The sequence below is a fragment of the Bradyrhizobium sp. OAE829 genome (assembly GCF_040546575.1).
Classification (GTDB): Bacteria; Pseudomonadota; Alphaproteobacteria; order Rhizobiales; family Xanthobacteraceae; genus Bradyrhizobium.
The window spans coordinates 8,294,427-8,309,932 of sequence record NZ_JBEPOE010000001.1; the positions used below are offsets into that span (position 1 = coordinate 8,294,427).

The window sequence follows — 15,506 nt, forward strand, 5'->3', positions numbered from 1 at the left end:
TTGACAGTCTGTAGGGGAGCCTGGCCGTCCCTACCTGCCTTGGAAGCAGGGGATCGCTGGTTCGAATCCAGCCAGACTGACCACATCATCGACTAGCCGGGGCGCTCGCGTAGCGCACCAGAATAGCGACACGCGCACGCTGGTTCTTTCAACGCGGGCTTGGGTCATAGGCTGATCACCTGGTTTCCAGCCAGGCAAAGTCGGTTCGAGTCCGGCAGCCCGCGCCAATCACAAGTCAGCCGCCTTCCTGGCTGCCGCGACGCTGTCCTTGATACCATTGGAGTTGAGAATCCCATCTTCGAATGCGATTCGCGCTGCGGTGAGCCTTCGGTTCAGTTGCAGCTTCGGTCCGGCTCCAAATAGCCGGTCGATCTCCGAGGTTATCTCACGCATTTGCTCGGCGGCCTCATGGGTGACACCAAGCTCGTCAAGCCGTGCAGCGACCGACTTTTCCCGTTGCGTTAGCGGCCGTTTCTTTGCCGATTTCGGTCTCCACTTTTTCGCGATCGCCCTTTTGGTCTTCTTCGCTTTCTTTATCACTGTAGCCGCTCCCTTCGTCTGGCGGTCCAGGATAACACCCATTCACGGTGAAGATCACCCGTTCGAATCCGGTAGGGAGTGCCATTGCGGGCGCGTCGCCAGGTTGGTCCAAGGCGCCGGACTTTGATTCCGGTGACCGCTGGTCCGAATCCAGCCGCGCTCACCAAATCCATCGCTCGGCCTCTGGGAGGGTTTGCTGCTCATAACGGCGAACAGGACGGTTCGAAACCGTTACGAGCCACCCATTGCCTTCCGACCTCGTCTATCAGCGAGGACGCTTGCTTGTGGCGCAGGAAAACGCGGGGCAGCACCGTGGGTCGGGGACAGGCCGGGGAGTGAAGCTCAAGCGGACGAGCGCTGGTCTCCAAAACCAGAGGCTCCAGGTTCGAGGCCTGGTTCTCCCGCCATTTTTCCGCGGCAGTGAGGAATGATTGCCGGGTCCGGAAATGAATTAGTTTGCGCGCGGTAGGCGCTCACGGCTTCCAGTGATTTCAAAGGCCGAAAAACGGGATGGCGCTCCCTAGCGGAATCGAACCGCTCTCTCCACCGTGAAAGGGTGGCGTCCTAACCGATAGACGAAGGGAGCAAAAACAACCGGAAAATCAGTGCTTTACAGCATGATGCGCCGTGTTGGTCGCCGATAATCAGGTTGGATCAGGCCGGCGACCGGCGAACGTATAGTGGCGTTTTGCCGGGCGGGCAAGCGGCCTGAAACCGCCTTTTTCCGGGCGCTTCCGGCCTGCGCCGGCAAGGGCGGACCGGCCAAAACATCCGGTGTTTTGCAACGGATTTTAAAGCCGCCTGGACTAGGCTGGTGGCAGGGGAACTTCTGACATGGCCTTGGGCACAAAAAAGCGCGAGTCGCGCAAATCACTGCATCAATCCGGGTGGATCACGCTGGACGGCGGCTTCGCGGCGCGCCCATGCGTGGTGCAGGACATGTCCACGACGGGCGCCAAGGTCACGATCGACGATCCCAACACGCTGCCCGCCAAACTGAAGCTGGCGTTTTCGCGCGACGCCCGCACGGGGCGAAACTGCGAAGTCGTCTGGCGCCGCGGCAAGTCGGTCGGCATCAAGTTCGTCCGCTAGCGCCCCGCGGCGCAGGACGATAAAAGGCGGGATGCGAAAATCCTTCCTTGCGATCCCTGTTCTGGTGCTGACTGGCGTGGCGGCGTTGGCCGCCGAACCATCCGGCCATCAGAAGTCCGGCAAGACCGCCCCTACGGGCAAGCTGCTTCCGCTGAAGGGAGCGACATCAAGCAATCCATGCGCGGGATATGGGGCGGGATTCGTCAGGGTCGAGGGCACCGAGACCTGCGCGAAGGTCGGCGGTGCCATCAGTATCGAGGCCGGCACATCGGCTCGGTCGCGCTGAGCGTCACGTCATCGGCGGTGCGATGAACTGGATAAATCCGGGACGCTCCGAGATCTGCGCGAACCAGCGCTCGAGGTTCGGAAGCTTCGGCTTGGTGACGCCCTCGACGCCGAACCAGCGCCGCGCAAAAGCGCCGAGCGCGATATCGGCGATCGTGAACTGATCGCCTTCGATATAGCGGCGCGTTGCCACTTGTGCGTCGACGATCCGCCATTGCACGGCCTCGGCGTCGGCGTCCTTCTGGACCTGGACCATGTCGCGTTTTTCCGGCGCCGTGCGCACCAGCGCCCAGAACACCGGCCGGTCCACCGGTTGCAGGGTCGACAGCGTCCAGTCCAGCCAGCGGTCGACGGCCGCGCGGGCCTGCGGACTTTGCGGATAGATCGGCGAATTCTGGCCGTAGGCGAGACAGAGATAGCGCATCACCGAATTGGATTCCCACAGCACGAAATCGCCGTCGATCAGCGTCGGCACGCGGCCATTGGGATTCATCGCAAGGTAGGGCGCTTCATTATTCTTGCCGAACTGCATGCCGGCATCGATCCGGTCATAGCCGAGATCGAGCTCGCACAGGCACCACAGCACTTTTTGAACATTCACCGAATTGGCCCGGCCCCAGATGGTGAGTTGTTGTTTGTTGTCAGCCACGTCTTTGCTCCCAGCGTTTTTCCTGCGGTGATCTTCGTGCAACCGGTTCATAGCGGAAGATCAGCAAAAAAGCGCGGGCCGCCTTGGCCTGGACCAAACAAAACTTGGACCAAACAAAAAACAGGCTCCGCCGCATCGCGACGGAGCCTGATTTCACCTACGCTTGCCGTCAGCGGCCGAAGAACAACCACAACAGAAGGATTATCGGTATCGGCACGCCCAACAGCCACAACAAAATTCCTCGTCCCATCCTCGTTTCCTCCAAAATATCAATCGAGGAGAGAACGTGCGGGCGGATCGATGGTTCCTGCGCGTGAAGTCGAAACCGCGCGCGTTGTCAAGCGTTATGCTTTTGGAATCTCTGACAGCGACAGTCCGATACGAAACAGCGAGTAGCCGTTTTGATCGACGGCTTCGCGCACTTCAGCATTGACGTCGCCAGCCTCGCGGCTGCGCGTCAACTTCATTCGTCTTCAGATGTGCCCAAGGGAAAAGGCACGTCCGCGCGTGTCACCAGGCGGTAGCTGGGATGGCGGACGTGCACGAAGAATTTGTACGATAGCGTTTTCAAGCGAAGTGGATTCCGGTTTGCGTCAAGAAAACGCGTCAAAACAAAACGCCTACCAGTGGCCGGTGTTCGGCATCGAGGTCCACGGCTCGGCCGGCGGCTTCGGGTCACCCTTCTGCAAGAGCTCGATCGAATGCAGATCTGGCGAGCGGACGAACGCCATGTTGCCGTCGCGCGGCGGTCGGTTGATGGTGATGCCCATCTTCATCAGCCGGTCGCAGGTGGCGTAGATGTCGTCGACCTCATAGGCGAGGTGACCGAAATAGCGGTCTTCGCCGTATTTCTCTTCGTCCCAATTGTACGTCAGTTCGACCAGCGGCGCGCCGCGGGTGGCCGGCGAGGCCTTGAGCAGACCTTCGTCTTCGGCGGCGCACAGGAACACCAGCGTGAAGCGGCCCTTGTCGTTGTCGATCCGGCGCACTTCCTTCAGCCCCAGCGCATCAGAATAGAATTTCATCGCGGCATCGAGATTGCGGACGCGCAGCATGGTGTGGAGAAAACGCATGTTTCTTGGCTCCCTTTGCGAGGCTTGGTTTTTGGTTCGGGGCTTGAATAGCAGCAAAATTCGCCACGGGGCAGGGGGCATGATGCTGTTTGGGCGCTACCCTGGGTCCTTTACATGGCGGCGTGGCTGGGAAAGTGATGGCAGCATGAAATACCTGCTTGGCGCTCTTCTCATCTCCGGCACGGCTCATGCAGCCGACCAACTCCCCGACAGCATGCTGGGGAAGTGGGCCTCTGACGCCGCTGCGTGCGGACAGCAGTCCAGCGAACTCGGGATGACGGTCGAACCCCGGACAGTGCTGTTTTACGAGCATGGCTACCAAATCAAGCGCATTACCCGGCTAAGGGACGGCTCACTAAAGGGTACAGGATATGGTTTTGCGGACGATGGTCGGTCCAACGATTCAATCACGCTTAAGCTGATTGATCCGAACAAGCTTCAGGCCAAGGGAGAGATCTATGTTCGGTGTGAAAAGCAAAACGGAGGCGCACGATGAGTGGACCCGAAGCGGGCGGCTTCGCTGCGACACAAGCGAAAGCCCCGCTCGGGGGAAGCGGGGCTCTCTGAGAGAAGCGGAGATGGGGACAAATCTCGACGCTTCGATAGGTAGACACGCGAGGCCATCAAAGGTTCAATGATGAATGAGCAATGGAAATTGACGGAAAGCGAGTTCTGATCTCGGGACTGCTGGTTTTTTCCCCGAGTACGGCCTACGCCCCCGACGTGTGTCTGAACTGTGGGTAATTCGCCCGTGGGCTGGACAGGCAATCCCGTCCGCACATTATGCGTCGCGAGATGGAATCTCTGGAGGGCCTAGGGGGACAGTCTCGCTGAAGGCCACGCGGCGTAACGCCCGCGTGGCCTTTTGTTTTCCAATTATTTACGATTGCTCGTCCGCAAAATTGCGGACTCTGTTCGTTCTCCGGGAACAAAGCGGAGCCGAGACCTCCCTCTTGAAGGTTGGGCGCGTATGCTCGATGCGAGAACCTCTCCTCGATGTTGCGGGGCCTGCTGACCCGTTTTGCTTCTTGCGCCGGGCGTGACCAGGTCTGCGTGGGCTGCGCGGGCTTTCTCAAGGAACGCAGCGCAATCCCGAATGCAAAGAGCACATGATGGCGGCAGGCAGGCTCGCGGAAAAATTCGAGCCAGAACTCTATTCGGTGGCCAGCGTCCACGATTAGCGAGAAGCGCACGCGGGGTTAGCTACACAAGCGAAAGCCCCGCTCGGGGGAAGCAGGGCTTTCTGATGGGGATGAGTGTCTGGGGGACTACTCATCCATAAGTCACCGCACCGCGCAAATGGTTCAAACCGATTTTCGCGTGCAGCTGATGCACGGGGCACTTGCGAAGATGTTCTTGTTATGTTCTACTCAACCATTCCTTGGAGGTTGATTCATGGACATCGAGAGACAACGCGAAATCATCAGGCTCTGGAACCGCATGCGCCGGGTCGAAGGCCCGATCGCCGAAGAAATCCGCATTCAGATACTCGAGTATTTTGCGCAGCAGGACCGTCCGAAACGCGCGGCCTGAGGTTTGGTCGCGCGCGTCGCCACGGCGTTAAAGCGCAACCTAGTTGGATGCGTCGACCTCAGGTCGCAGTTACGCTTCTTCCCGGTGCCCGTCAGAGCCGCGGTTAAACACGCCGTAATGGCTCGACTTCTGGCCGTCGCCATCCGTCGGTGCGACCGTCAGTCCGAGCCGCAACAGTTCGCGCACCGCCGCCGCGCGGGTTGGCATCCGGTGCTTGAAGCGGAAGTCGTCGAGAACGGTCATTTCTTCGGGAGAGAGCATGATTTGTAAGCGTTCGCCCCGCATGTCGGTCATGTGCCTGCCTCAACCTTAGACAAATGAGTAAGTGCCTAACTCGGAGCAGTTCGCTTTGGTTCCTTCAGTTGCCAAGAGAAAGTCAGTTGAGTAAAATATGAAAATAAAATCAATAGGTTAAGTGTTGATATCAGGCATGCTTGGGAGTAGATTCCGTGACAAGGAGTGCGGTCATGGACAAGGAAATCAAGCTTCCGAAACTTCCGAAGGACTCAAAACCTCCCAAGCGCCCGAGCTATGAGAGGGTGATCGAAAACCTGGACAAATGGGCCACGAGCCCGGGCCTTCAGCCGCCCAAATAGGCTGCAAGCAGGGGCCTCATCGGGACGGAAAGGCCGCCGGATTGTCGAATGGCGGACGCAGTATCCCAGCACAGAGCGCGGGTCGGCGATCGCCATCGTTCCGCATTAAACGCAGAAAAAGAAATTGTCGGTCGCACGGGCCTGTCGCCCTGCGGCAGGCATGTCGCCGGCAACGCGAGGGACCTGGCTCACTTCCGATGGGCTAGACCTTGACGTCGACCAATGGGGTTGGCTCGGCCTGGGCGTGTTGTTCGATCTGCGCTTGCTGCGCCTGCGCCTTGGCGTCGTAGACAGCCTTGAGGTCTTCGTTGATCGTATTGGGCGGCGCCTTGGCGGTTTGGTCGACAAGGAGCTGGATTCTGGCCTGCGTCACTTCAACAGGTACGGGATAAACAAGCATGAGATTATCCTCCTGGCCAAAAGCTGGCAGGCGCTCGTTTACACTTTGTAAAGAGATGGGGTTAACGGCGAATTGGGTTAATTGCCGAGCGGAGCAAGGGACGGTACGCCCAAACGAACAAGGGCAGGGAAGCCGAAATGATTTTGGTGACAGGCAGTATTCTGGCGCGTGAGGACAGTTTTGAGGAGGTGCTGGCCGCCTGCCTTGACCATGTCGAGCGCTCGCGCACAGAGCCCGGATGCATCTCGCATGACGTCCATTTCGACTGCCAGAATCCGATGCGCCTGTTTTTCTTCGAGCAATGGGCGGACGAGGATGCCCTGCGCACCCACTTCGCCGTTGAAGGTTCGAAGGCCTTCGTCAGATCGCTCAAGGGCCGGATCGTCGAAACCACCGGGACCAGGATCTATCGCGCGGAATCAATTCCGCGATAGCCGCGCTGCAAGCCGCGAACGCGCAACGCGTCATGTCGCCTATGGGCCTTAGAGGATCCTTTCCAACCGTTCGGCATAGAGCCGGAATTCCTCGGCCATCTCGATAAGCTTCTTCGAGGCCTCGGGATCCTTGACGGCGCGCGCCAAACGCTTGGCTCGGATCGACTGGTCGCGGTAGTGATCTGCCTGGGTCATATCAGCACCTTTTCGGATAGGTGCAAATCGCGTCAAAAAGGTTCGATCACGACGATGCGAACAGCGATCGTGCCCGGAGCGCTCCGATCAGGCCGGTCTGGCGGGAGGCGGCGAGGGACACGATGCGGTTTACTGTCGGCGAGCGCTCGCGAGGTAACCCGATCTTAAGGGGCAGCCGGTCCAGAGAGCGTGCCCCCTGTTCGTTCTTCGAAGAACAAAAGGAGTCTTGCTTCCGACATTTCGGAATCGCTGGCGCAGCGCTTCACGTGTGGGCAGATCCGTTTGACCATGTTGGGCTAGTCCAAGCTGTGCCGATGCGTATGCCGCTCGAAGAGAAAGCTCGATGCGGTCTTGTCCGCCGGGGGTGTGGACGGGTGCGCAGCAAGTACCGGGCGCAACGCCGGAAAACCCGTTTTGCGGCCTGTGATTTGCCTGTGGATTTGCTGCGGACAAGTGCATGCGCACACGCTCGGTGCGGGTGCGCGTGAACCGGCGAGGTCAACGATCCCTTTCCGGAGATCCAATAACCCTATTCAGTTAGGTTAAGACCGGGATTGCGTTGTGCTTATCAGAGGTTGCGCTAGGGATGGCTCGAGGAAGCAGCCATGGTCCCTTCGTTTCATAACGCTGACAAGCCGACCTACCGACGCGTGATGGTGGTCGGGCTGCTGTTTTGCCTGGCCTTCGTCGTCATCAGTTTTTCACTGCGGTCGCAACCGGAAACCGGACATGTGCTGGTGAAAGCTGACAGGCTGGTCCGGACGGCGGGAGAGCCGCACAAGGCGAACTAGTGTCCTCTAGCGGTCCGGCAATTTTTCGCCGCGCGGCTTGTGATATTTGGCGATGCCGATAAAGCCGGCAAACGCGATCACGTTCAGCAGAACTTCCAGCCATGGGGGCATCGTTGCACCTCTTTCGGGAACAAATTCCCGGGGCTGCGATTGGTTCCTTCGCGCCTGGTCTGGCGTGGCCGCTCTGGATGGCAGAGGCCAGCCGCGAAATGAAAACCCCGCCAGCCTCCTAAGATGCTGACGGGGTCTTTCATGCTTTCACCTCTGGCAAGGTTGCTGCACTTGGGCTGAGAACGCGCATCCGCAGGGTTCGTTCCCGGCGCTCTGCAGATTTTTTTGACGAAATTGCTTGCCGGTTCCGTCTGGCAGCGGCCTTGATAAGGAAAAAGCCCGGAGCATCGCCCCGGGCTTTTTGCTGCTGGGATTTTAGCGCTATCTCCAGAACGAAGGGCGGTTAAATCCGCTCCAGGCTTTGCCGAGCGTGGCGGCGTAATATTCCTCGCGCTCGCGTTCGAATTTTTCCTGTGTGGCCTTGAAGCTCGCGACGCGTGCTGCGATTTCCTCGCGCGCACGCGCGAGCCTGTCGTCCTGTTCGTTCATTGCCCATCCTTTTTGGAGTCGTGTTTTTGAGTCGTCCCGGTTGCCATTGACGGTTGCGATTGGGGCGTGAATTGGGAAGCCGCGTTGCGGGATTGTGGTCGTCTGTTTGCAAAGCGATGGCGGTGGATAAGGCCCGCGCGCCGCTTGTTGCTTGCGCACCTACCCGGTAGCGACAAGCAAACCGGAGGTTCCAATGGCAAAGATCGATCTGGATTCACTGAGCATCGAAGAGCTCGCCGCACTGCGCGAGCACGCCACCGACAAGCTGTTCGAGAAGGTCGCCGCACGCCGCGCCGAGCTCGAGGCGGAAATGGAAAAACTCGCACAATACGGCAAGCCTGCGAAGAAAACGGAGAGCGCGCCCGTCGCCAAGGTCAAGAAGACCGAAGAGGTGCGGGAACCCAAGGAACCTGTCGCCAAAGCCGCTTGATGATGCCTGCCTGGTGGCGCGCGGCTGATGTTCGGTTGTGCGGGGCTCACTGAACAGCCGATCCGATTAGCCCCGCTATCGTCGGCGCGGCCAATTTTGTTTGACGTGTTTTCCGTTGCGGGGCAGGCTTCCGCTTGGAAACGCTTTGAAAATCGGATGCTCACGTGATCGCACCAGACCTTCGCAGCGGCGTCGAACAGCTCGGCAACATGATCGCCGAGGCATCGTCCATCGTTCCCTTTACCGGCGCCGGCATCTCGACCGAATGCGGCATTCCCGATTTCCGCTCGCCTGGTGGATTGTGGACTCGCAATCGTCCGATTCCCTTCGACGAGTTCGTCGCCAGTTCCAACGCCCGTGACGAGGCTTGGCGGCGGCGCTTTGCGATGGAGCCGACCTTTGCTGCGGCGAAGCCCGGTCGCGGACATCGGGCGCTGGCCTCGCTCTACAAGGCCGGCAAAATCCCCGCGATCATCACCCAGAACATCGACAATCTGCACCAGACGTCCGGTTTCAAGGCCGACGACGTGGTCGAGCTGCACGGCAACACCACCTACGCCCGCTGCATTGGCTGCGGGCAGGCCTACGATCTGCCCTGGGTCAAAGCGCGCTTTGACGAGACCGGCGGAGCGCCCGATTGCACGGTTTGCGACGAACCGGTCAAGACCGCGACCATTTCGTTTGGACAGGCAATGCCGGAAGACGCGATGCGCCGTGCCACGGAACTGGCCCAGCATTGCAACCTGTTCCTCGCCATCGGATCCTCGCTAGTGGTTTGGCCGGCCGCAGGTTTTCCGCTGATGGCCAAGAACTGCGGCGCCAAGCTCGTCATCATCAATAACGAGCCGACGGAACAGGACGATGTCGCCGATCTCGTGATCCGGCACGACATCGGAGAGACGCTTGGACCGTTTGTAGGCAATTGAACTGCAATTGATTCGAGGCTTGCAAGCCTGTTCATAGTTCCCGCCTGAATTGTTTTTTTAGCTATGCGCCGCATGCGGGAGTGTTATCTTTTGATTCGAGAGATTCGCGCGGCGTTGTCATGAGTGGTCATGGATGGGCGCGTGTTCCGGTCCGCTACGGCGATAGCGAGCCGCATTTGAATGTGTGAGGTCCGGGGTCATGGGGTCGGACGGATTTGAGTCCAAGAAGCTCGGGGGGCCGCCGTCAGGCGGGACAGGGCAGAACAGGCTTGGACCAGGTGAATATTCTGCCGGCGCCGAGCGCGATCCGGGAATGGATGCTCTTTCTGGTCTCGGTGAAGCTGCTGCGAACCTGGTCGAAATTTCCGGCGTCATCAAATGGTTCGACGCCTCGAAAGGCTACGGCTTCATCGTTCCCGACAATGGCTGGCCCGACGTGCTGCTGCACGTCACGGTGCTGCGCCGCGATGGCTATCAGACCGCGTATGAAGGTGCGCGGCTGGTGGTCGAATGCGTGCAACGCGCCAAGGGCTATCAGGCCTTCCGCATCGTCTCGATGGATGAGTCCACTGCGATCCATCCGGCGCAGATGCTGCCGCCGCGGACCCATGTCAGCGTTACGCCGACCTCAGGTCTGGAGCGCGCGCAGGTCAAATGGTTCAACCGGCTGCGCGGTTTCGGCTTCCTGACCTGCGGCGAAGGGACGCCTGACATCTTCGTGCATATGGAAACGCTGCGCCGCTTCGGCATGACCGAGTTGCGGCCTGGCCAGTACGTGCTGGTGCGGTTCGGGCCCGGCTCCAAGGGCATGATGGCCGCCGAGATCCACCCCGAGACCGGGCCGTCGGCGCTGTCGTCGCACTAGCTGCCCATATCCGCTGTCCGGCCTGTCACCTGACGGAATCGTGAGCCGGACGGAGCGTGTGCGTGCGCCGGCCTCTGGCCTTTGCCGCAATCATCGGGTTAGGATTTCCCGGCAATAGCCCCTAAATCCCCCTGGATCATCCTGATGTCCGGCGTGAGTGTTGTGATGAATTTGGTTTCGATGGTTGCGCCCGTCCTGCGCGGGCGACTGACGACGTCGCTGCTTGCAACGCTGGGCCTGCTTGTCAGCCTCGGCGCAAGCCCAATCGCGCAAGCCGCCAGCTTTCAGCCGCTCGAGATCGTCACCAAATCCGGCGTGCAGGTGTTCTCGGTCGAGATGGCGACGACCGAGAAGGAGAAGGAAACCGGGCTGATGCACCGCAAGGAGTTGCCCGACGGCAAAGGCATGCTGTTCGATTTCTCGCCCGAACAGCAGATATCGATGTGGATGAAGAACACCTACATCTCGCTCGACATGATCTTCATCGGCGCCGACGGCCGCATCCTGCGGATCGCGGAAAATACCGAGCCGATGTCGACCAAGATCATCTCGTCGGGCGGCCTCGCCAAGGGCGTGCTGGAGGTGATCGCCGGCACGGCACAGAAATACGGGATCAGGCCTGGCGACAGGGTGGCGCACCCCCTGTTCAACGGCCGATAGGGCATTGAGCCGCCAGCGCGTTCCTGCGCCCGTTCGGCGCGCCATGTGCGGTCCGCTCATGGCCCGGACACAAAATATCGAAAACAACCCCATGCAAAGTTAGAACGGGCCCCGGCAATGAGCCGACGCCAGGCCGCCCAGCGCCTTGCTGGCGGCGGTCCAAGCGTGTATCGACGTGTCCATTCCCAGCACCAAACGGGGTATAGCGCAGCCTGGTAGCGCGGCAGTTTTGGGTACTGCAGGTCGTTGGTTCGAATCCAGCTGCCCCGACCAAACAAGATATTGATTTGGCTTGGTATTTTACTGGCTCCCAAGCCCGCCGCGCCTGCCAAACGCTCAAACGCGCATCTCGCTGGTCGAGCGTCGTAATCGCGGGGGAGAGGCAGCGGTTACCGCTGTACGGCCTGCCACGCCAGCAGGCGATGTTCGGCCATCGACATCGCCACCGACGTCACGTAGCCGGTCACACCGAGCAGGATGACGCCGGCGAAAAGATCAGCCGAGCGGAAGGCTCTAGCCGAGAGCAGCACCCAGTGGCCGAGACCGTCGAGGCCGGCGAGGATTTCGCAGACCACCGACAGGATCAGCGCCACCGTCAGGCTGAGGCGCATGCCGGCCAGAATGTCGGGACTGGCCGACGGCAGCGCGACCTTGAATATCACCGCCAGTCTGGACAGCTGCAGTGACCGCGCCACCTCGTAGAGCCGCGGCTCGACTGCGGCAAAACCATGAATGGTTGCCAGCATGATCGGCCAGATCGCGCCGAAGGCGATCACGAACAGCGCCATCGCCTGCGTCAGCCCCAGCATCGCAATCGCAACCGGGATGATCGCCGATACCGGCAACGGCCGCAAAAACTCCAGCGACGGCGCCACATAGGTGCGCATTATCCGCGACGAGCCGATGATCGCGCCGATCGCGATACCGGCGATCGATGCGGCGAGCCAGCCATAGGCCATGTGCTCGAGCGTGCCGGCGAGCTTGCTCCAGAGATCGCCGTTGGAAAATCCGCGCACCAGCGAGGCCCAGGCCCGGTCCGGGCCCGGCAGGAACACCGGCGAGACCAGCTTCAGATTGGCGATCAATTGCCACAGCGCAATGAAGGAGGCGGCGACCGCAAAGCTTGCGGCGCGCCAGAGCCAGATCGTCGCGATGCGGTTCATGCGCTGTCTCCGCTCAACGCGGCGCGGCCGAACAGGCGGTGCTGCGCCACCACCAGCAGGATGTTCAGCGCGTAACCGATGACCCCGATCCAGACCAGATAAGCCAGCATCAGGTCGGGCCGCAGCGCCTGTTGCGCCAGCATGATCCCGGCGCCCAGCCCCAGCGGATTGATCGCGATTTCGACCGTGACGGCGACGATCAGCGCGATACCGGCCGACAGCCGGAAGGCCACGAAGATCCGCGGCAGTGCGGCGGGGACGATGATCTTCCAGACCCGCTGCGCAGCGGGTAGCCGCAGCGCCCGCGATACTTCCATCAGCCGTGGTTCGATACTGCGTACCGCCGCCCGGCTCAGGATCAGGATCGGCCAGACGCAGGCGAACGCGACGATCACGATTTCCATGCGATAACCGAAACCGAGTGCGATCAGCGCGATCGGCAGCAAGGCGATCGACGGGATCGGCCGGATTGCCTCGACCGTCACCTCCATCAGTCGGTTGAGCGTGTCTGAGATACCGAAGGCAATGCCGAGCGCCAGCCCGATGACGGTGCCGATCGCGAGGCCAGCAAAGGCCGAGAACAGCGTGTCGCGCGTTGCTGTGAGGATGGAGAAGTCTGCAAAGGCGCCGGCGAGCGCCATCGCGATCTCGCTTGGTGGCGCGAGACTGTCGCTTCGCAGATGCGTCGCGCGCGCCCAGGCCTCGAAGGCGAGCAACACCGTCAGTGGCAGTAGCAGCGCCTTGGCCTTTTCCTTGGCTTGGTCCGTCGTCACTGTTCGGTCGCCTTGATGAAGTCGAACAGCTGCCGCCGCAGCCGCAGGAATTCCGGGTGTTCGCGGGTCGAAAGCTGATCGCGCGGCCGCGGCAGATTGACCGCAAGCTCAATGCCGATCCGTCCGGGATGCGGCAACAGGCCGATGACGCGGTCGCCGAGATAGATGGCCTCGTCCAGATCATGCGTCACGAAGATCACGGTGGCGCCGCTTGCGGCCACCAGCGCCAGCACCTCGTCCTGCAAGCCCTGCCGTGTCATCGCATCGAGCGCGCCGAACGGCTCGTCCATCAGCAGCGTCTTCGGCTCCTGCGCGAGACAGCGTGCGATCTGCAGCCGCTGCTGCATGCCGCCGGACATTTCGGCGGGATATTTTCCGGCGTGGTCGGGCAGGCCCACCGTGCGCAGCAATTCATCGATGCGGGCAGGGCGCTCGGCGGAGGGCATCCCGCCCGCTTCGAGCGCCAGCGACACATTGCCGGCCGCGGTGCGCCACGGCAGCAGCGCCTTGCCGTAGTCCTGGAAGACGATGGCGATCTCGCGCCGCGGATGCAACATCAGCTCACCGTCGAAATCCACCCTGCCGCTGGTCGGCTGATAGAGCCCCGCCGCCAGCCGCAGCGCGGTGGTCTTGCCGCAACCCGACGCACCGACGACGCAGAGGAATTCGCCGGCCCGGACGCCAAGGCTCAAATTCTCGATGATGGTCTTGCCGCCGAGCTGGAGCGTAACGTCCGTGAACGCAATCTGCGGTCTCGGTTGGCCGGGAATGACTTCGAAGCGTTTTGCGGCATTTGCCATTGCGTCAGCTCTCGCTTCCATTGGGGTAGACGATGTCGATCGTCGAACGCAGATGCGCCTCCAGCATCGCCTGCGCGCCGGCGATATCGCGCGATAGAACGCGGTCGGCAAGCAATTGGTGGACGCGTACGAATTTCTTGCCGCTATCGAGGGAGCGCATCATCACGCGGCGATAGCGGTAGGCTTGGTCGTAGAGATCGGAATGCGCGGCCAGCAGCCGCCTGGAGCCGCAGCCGGTCAGTAGCGCGGTGTGGAAACCCTTGTGCAGCCGGTCGAAATCCTCGGCGCCTTCGCGGAATTCATCGCCGGTCCGCTCGATGTGCCGGCGCATCTGGTGCAACGTACTGACGATGCCGGCCTCCCAGGCATCGTCGCCATGGGTAATCGCCAACTTGATCGCCTCGATCTCGACCGCGGTCCGCATCACGGTGATATCGTTCAGATCCTCGCGGCTGACGTCGGCGACGCGAAAGCCGCGCTGTCCGGTTCCGACGATCAGGCCGCGCGACATCAGCCGCGACAATCCTTCGCGCAGCGGCGTCGCGCCGATCTCATAGCGCTGAACCAGATCGATGATCCCAAGCCGCGATCCCGGCGCGAGATGCCCGGCCAGTATGTCGTGCTCGACCAGCGTGGCCGCGCGCTCGCTTAAGGTTGCGGCCTCAGTCGCGGGTTGGGTCGCATTGCGCTCGGTAGTCGACATTGCAACAGCCTCATTTCAGGACCAGTTTGGCGGTATCGAGCTTGGATTGCAGCATTTTCTGCGACGACATTACCTCGATCCACCAGCTCAACTGCTCGGGCTTGAGCACCGGCTCGGATTGGTTCGGGGGCGTCGCCTTGACCAATTCGATCGGCTGTTTGGTGAATTTGGAGATCGATGCGGAGGCCTTTTCGCGATCGCCATTGACGATCAACGCAGATTCAGCGATCGCATCGCGAAATTTCTTGATCGCGACGGCGTTCTTGTCGGCCCATTCGCGGGATGCCGCGTAGAAAATGATCGGCTCGGTGCGCGCGAGCTCGGCTGCATAACGCGCGCCGACCGAGCCCAATCCCGCGTTCAGCATGCGCGTCACGAACGGCTCGGCCGTGAGCACGGCATCGACGCCGCCTGATTTGATGATGTCGGCCATGGTCGGGAAGGTGACCTCGACGAAATTGACGCGTCTGGGATCGACACCTTTGTCCACCAGCCACTTTACGAACAGCACATGCAGGAAGGCGTTGAGGCCGGGCGCGCCGACCTTCTTGCCGACGAAATCCTTCGGCTCCTTGATGGTAATGCCGTTGCGGACGAAGGCGGCGATGCTGTCCTGGTTCACCGGACTCATCACGGTCGCGCCGGCGATGGCGACGAGATCGAGGCCACCGTCGACGGCCTGCAGGAACACGGTCGAGGTCGGCCCACCGATCTGGATCGAGTTGGAAAGGATCGCTGCCGGGATGTTCGAATTGATGCCGATCGGCGTCATCTCGACTTCAAGCCCGTGCTTTTTGAAGATGCCTTCGTCGATCGCCACCATGGCGGAGGCGCAATCCGACGTCGCCGTGCAACCGACCTGAATCTTGGCCTGCGCGAGGGCAGCTCCCGTCAGCGCGAGGCTGACCGCAAAGGTTGCAAGGATCGTTTTCACCGCCATCTCCCGGTTTACATTTTTGGTGCTTGATTATCGATATTTTTTTTGATCATATATTTCA

General features: G+C 60.8%; 24 protein-coding genes and 7 tRNA genes. 17 read left to right on the forward strand and 14 right to left on the reverse strand.

Annotation, left to right across the window (positions count from 1 at the left end; translation table 11 throughout):
* Positions 1–4: 4 nt before the first annotated feature.
* A tRNA-Pro gene (locus tag ABIE49_RS39415) sits at positions 5–83 on the forward strand.
* A 70-nt stretch (positions 84–153) separates the two neighbouring features.
* Positions 154–227: transfer RNA gene (locus ABIE49_RS39420), tRNA-Gly, on the forward strand.
* 1 nt (position 228) lies between these two features.
* Here ABIE49_RS39420 and ABIE49_RS39425 read toward each other — a convergent pair.
* Positions 229–540: a hypothetical protein gene (locus ABIE49_RS39425; RefSeq protein ID WP_192735777.1), complete on the reverse strand. Its 312-nt coding sequence runs from the start codon at positions 538–540 to the stop codon at positions 229–231.
* A gap of 7 nt (positions 541–547) precedes the next feature.
* Here ABIE49_RS39425 and ABIE49_RS39430 point away from each other — a divergent pair.
* The 3 genes from ABIE49_RS39430 to ABIE49_RS39440 all read left to right on the forward strand — a co-directional run bounded on the left by ABIE49_RS39430 (position 548) and on the right by ABIE49_RS39440 (position 947).
* Positions 548–624: transfer RNA gene (locus ABIE49_RS39430), tRNA-Glu, on the forward strand.
* 4 nt (positions 625–628) lie between these two features.
* Positions 629–706: transfer RNA gene (locus ABIE49_RS39435), tRNA-Gln, on the forward strand.
* 165 nt (positions 707–871) lie between these two features.
* Positions 872–947: transfer RNA gene (locus tag ABIE49_RS39440), tRNA-Trp, on the forward strand.
* A 104-nt stretch (positions 948–1,051) separates the two neighbouring features.
* Here the strand turns inward: ABIE49_RS39440 and ABIE49_RS39445 are convergent.
* A tRNA-Glu gene (locus ABIE49_RS39445) sits at positions 1,052–1,126 on the reverse strand.
* A 248-nt stretch (positions 1,127–1,374) separates the two neighbouring features.
* Here ABIE49_RS39445 and ABIE49_RS39450 point away from each other — a divergent pair.
* Both ABIE49_RS39450 and ABIE49_RS39455 read left to right on the forward strand, forming a co-directional pair.
* Entirely contained in the window at positions 1,375–1,632 is a 258-nt protein-coding gene (locus tag ABIE49_RS39450) for a PilZ domain-containing protein (protein ID WP_192735778.1), read from the forward strand.
* Positions 1,633–1,663: 31 nt separating this feature from the next.
* The gene (locus ABIE49_RS39455) at positions 1,664–1,918 is read left to right on the forward strand and encodes a hypothetical protein (protein WP_192735779.1); all 255 of its coding nucleotides are present in this window, start codon (positions 1,664–1,666) and stop codon (positions 1,916–1,918) included.
* A gap of 3 nt (positions 1,919–1,921) precedes the next feature.
* Here ABIE49_RS39455 and ABIE49_RS39460 read toward each other — a convergent pair whose 3' ends face one another.
* The 3 genes from ABIE49_RS39460 to ABIE49_RS39470 form a co-directional block, all read right to left on the reverse strand.
* Positions 1,922–2,566 (reverse strand): glutathione S-transferase family protein, encoded by a 645-nt coding sequence (locus ABIE49_RS39460; protein ID WP_502915971.1) that lies wholly within the window; start codon positions 2,564–2,566, stop codon positions 1,922–1,924.
* A 344-nt stretch (positions 2,567–2,910) separates the two neighbouring features.
* Positions 2,911–3,033: a hypothetical protein gene (locus tag ABIE49_RS39465; protein ID WP_354067328.1), complete on the reverse strand. Its 123-nt coding sequence runs from the start codon at positions 3,031–3,033 to the stop codon at positions 2,911–2,913.
* Positions 3,034–3,186: 153 nt separating this feature from the next.
* On the reverse strand, positions 3,187–3,639 hold the full coding sequence (locus ABIE49_RS39470; protein ID WP_192735781.1) for a VOC family protein: 453 nt from the start codon (positions 3,637–3,639) through the stop codon (positions 3,187–3,189).
* Between ABIE49_RS39470 and ABIE49_RS39475 the strand changes: the two genes are divergently transcribed.
* Entirely contained in the window at positions 3,638–4,135 is a 498-nt protein-coding gene (locus ABIE49_RS39475; protein WP_192735782.1) for a hypothetical protein, read from the forward strand. The two genes, ABIE49_RS39470 and ABIE49_RS39475, sit on opposite strands and share 2 nt — an antisense overlap.
* An 899-nt stretch (positions 4,136–5,034) precedes the next feature.
* Complete coding sequence (locus ABIE49_RS39480) at positions 5,035–5,172, forward strand: hypothetical protein (RefSeq protein WP_192735783.1); 138 nt, start codon at positions 5,035–5,037, stop codon at positions 5,170–5,172.
* A 69-nt stretch (positions 5,173–5,241) separates the two neighbouring features.
* Here the strand turns inward: ABIE49_RS39480 and ABIE49_RS39485 are convergent, their stop codons facing one another.
* A complete protein-coding gene (locus tag ABIE49_RS39485; protein WP_192735784.1) occupies positions 5,242–5,466 on the reverse strand; it encodes a hypothetical protein in 225 nt (74 codons plus the stop codon).
* Positions 5,467–5,639: 173 nt separating this feature from the next.
* Here ABIE49_RS39485 and ABIE49_RS39490 point away from each other — a divergent pair, with 173 nt between their 5' ends.
* Positions 5,640–5,768, forward strand: coding sequence for a hypothetical protein (locus ABIE49_RS39490; protein ID WP_283815167.1), 129 nt, complete (start codon positions 5,640–5,642; stop codon positions 5,766–5,768).
* Between the two features lie 202 nt (positions 5,769–5,970).
* Here the strand turns inward: ABIE49_RS39490 and ABIE49_RS39495 are convergent, their stop codons facing one another.
* The gene (locus tag ABIE49_RS39495; protein ID WP_192735785.1) at positions 5,971–6,168 is read right to left on the reverse strand and encodes a hypothetical protein; all 198 of its coding nucleotides are present in this window, start codon (positions 6,166–6,168) and stop codon (positions 5,971–5,973) included.
* Positions 6,169–6,305: 137 nt separating this feature from the next.
* On the opposite strand from ABIE49_RS39495, the gene ABIE49_RS39500 reads away from it, so the two are divergent.
* On the forward strand, positions 6,306–6,602 hold the full coding sequence (locus ABIE49_RS39500) for a putative quinol monooxygenase (RefSeq protein WP_192735786.1): 297 nt from the start codon (positions 6,306–6,308) through the stop codon (positions 6,600–6,602).
* Between the two features lie 48 nt (positions 6,603–6,650).
* Here the strand turns inward: ABIE49_RS39500 and ABIE49_RS39505 are convergent, their stop codons facing one another.
* Positions 6,651–6,797, reverse strand: a complete 147-nt coding sequence (locus ABIE49_RS39505; protein ID WP_192735787.1) for a hypothetical protein — start codon at positions 6,795–6,797, stop codon at positions 6,651–6,653.
* A 605-nt stretch (positions 6,798–7,402) separates the two neighbouring features.
* Here ABIE49_RS39505 and ABIE49_RS39510 point away from each other — a divergent pair.
* Complete coding sequence (locus ABIE49_RS39510) at positions 7,403–7,588, forward strand: hypothetical protein (protein ID WP_192736132.1); 186 nt, start codon at positions 7,403–7,405, stop codon at positions 7,586–7,588.
* Positions 7,589–8,020: 432 nt separating this feature from the next.
* On the opposite strand, the gene ABIE49_RS39515 is transcribed toward ABIE49_RS39510, so the two are convergent.
* Positions 8,021–8,188, reverse strand: coding sequence for a hypothetical protein (locus ABIE49_RS39515; RefSeq protein WP_192735788.1), 168 nt, complete (start codon positions 8,186–8,188; stop codon positions 8,021–8,023).
* Positions 8,189–8,381: 193 nt separating this feature from the next.
* Between ABIE49_RS39515 and ABIE49_RS39520 the strand changes: the two genes are divergently transcribed.
* The 5 genes from ABIE49_RS39520 (at position 8,382) to ABIE49_RS39540 (ending at position 11,342) form a co-directional block, all read left to right on the forward strand.
* Positions 8,382–8,618, forward strand: coding sequence for a hypothetical protein (locus ABIE49_RS39520; RefSeq protein WP_192735789.1), 237 nt, complete (start codon positions 8,382–8,384; stop codon positions 8,616–8,618).
* A gap of 164 nt (positions 8,619–8,782) precedes the next feature.
* Positions 8,783–9,544 (forward strand): SIR2 family NAD-dependent protein deacylase, encoded by a 762-nt coding sequence (locus ABIE49_RS39525; RefSeq protein WP_192735790.1) that lies wholly within the window; start codon positions 8,783–8,785, stop codon positions 9,542–9,544.
* Positions 9,545–9,743: 199 nt separating this feature from the next.
* Positions 9,744–10,409: a cold-shock protein gene (locus ABIE49_RS39530; protein WP_192735791.1), complete on the forward strand. Its 666-nt coding sequence runs from the start codon at positions 9,744–9,746 to the stop codon at positions 10,407–10,409.
* 165 nt (positions 10,410–10,574) lie between these two features.
* Positions 10,575–11,069, forward strand: a complete 495-nt coding sequence (locus ABIE49_RS39535; protein ID WP_502915972.1) for a DUF192 domain-containing protein — start codon at positions 10,575–10,577, stop codon at positions 11,067–11,069.
* Positions 11,070–11,265: 196 nt separating this feature from the next.
* Positions 11,266–11,342, forward strand: a tRNA-Pro gene (locus ABIE49_RS39540).
* 116 nt (positions 11,343–11,458) lie between these two features.
* Here the strand turns inward: ABIE49_RS39540 and ABIE49_RS39545 are convergent.
* The 5 genes from ABIE49_RS39545 to ABIE49_RS39565 are packed head-to-tail and all read right to left on the reverse strand — an operon-like array spanning position 11,459 to position 15,433.
* Positions 11,459–12,232 carry an ABC transporter permease gene (locus ABIE49_RS39545; RefSeq protein WP_192735792.1) on the reverse strand — a complete coding sequence of 258 codons (774 nt, stop codon included), beginning with the start codon at positions 12,230–12,232 and terminating at the stop codon, positions 11,459–11,461.
* Positions 12,229–13,005, reverse strand: a complete 777-nt coding sequence (locus tag ABIE49_RS39550) for an ABC transporter permease (protein WP_192735793.1) — start codon at positions 13,003–13,005, stop codon at positions 12,229–12,231. Before ABIE49_RS39550 ends, ABIE49_RS39545 begins: the two co-directional genes overlap by 4 nt.
* Positions 13,002–13,805, reverse strand: a complete 804-nt coding sequence (locus ABIE49_RS39555) for an ABC transporter ATP-binding protein (protein ID WP_192735794.1) — start codon at positions 13,803–13,805, stop codon at positions 13,002–13,004. The genes ABIE49_RS39550 and ABIE49_RS39555 overlap by 4 nt, the downstream gene beginning before the upstream one ends.
* 4 nt (positions 13,806–13,809) lie before the next feature.
* On the reverse strand, positions 13,810–14,508 hold the full coding sequence (locus tag ABIE49_RS39560; protein ID WP_192735795.1) for a GntR family transcriptional regulator: 699 nt from the start codon (positions 14,506–14,508) through the stop codon (positions 13,810–13,812).
* A gap of 10 nt (positions 14,509–14,518) precedes the next feature.
* Positions 14,519–15,433, reverse strand: a complete 915-nt coding sequence (locus tag ABIE49_RS39565; RefSeq protein WP_354067727.1) for an ABC transporter substrate-binding protein — start codon at positions 15,431–15,433, stop codon at positions 14,519–14,521.
* Positions 15,434–15,506: the final 73 nt, after the last annotated feature.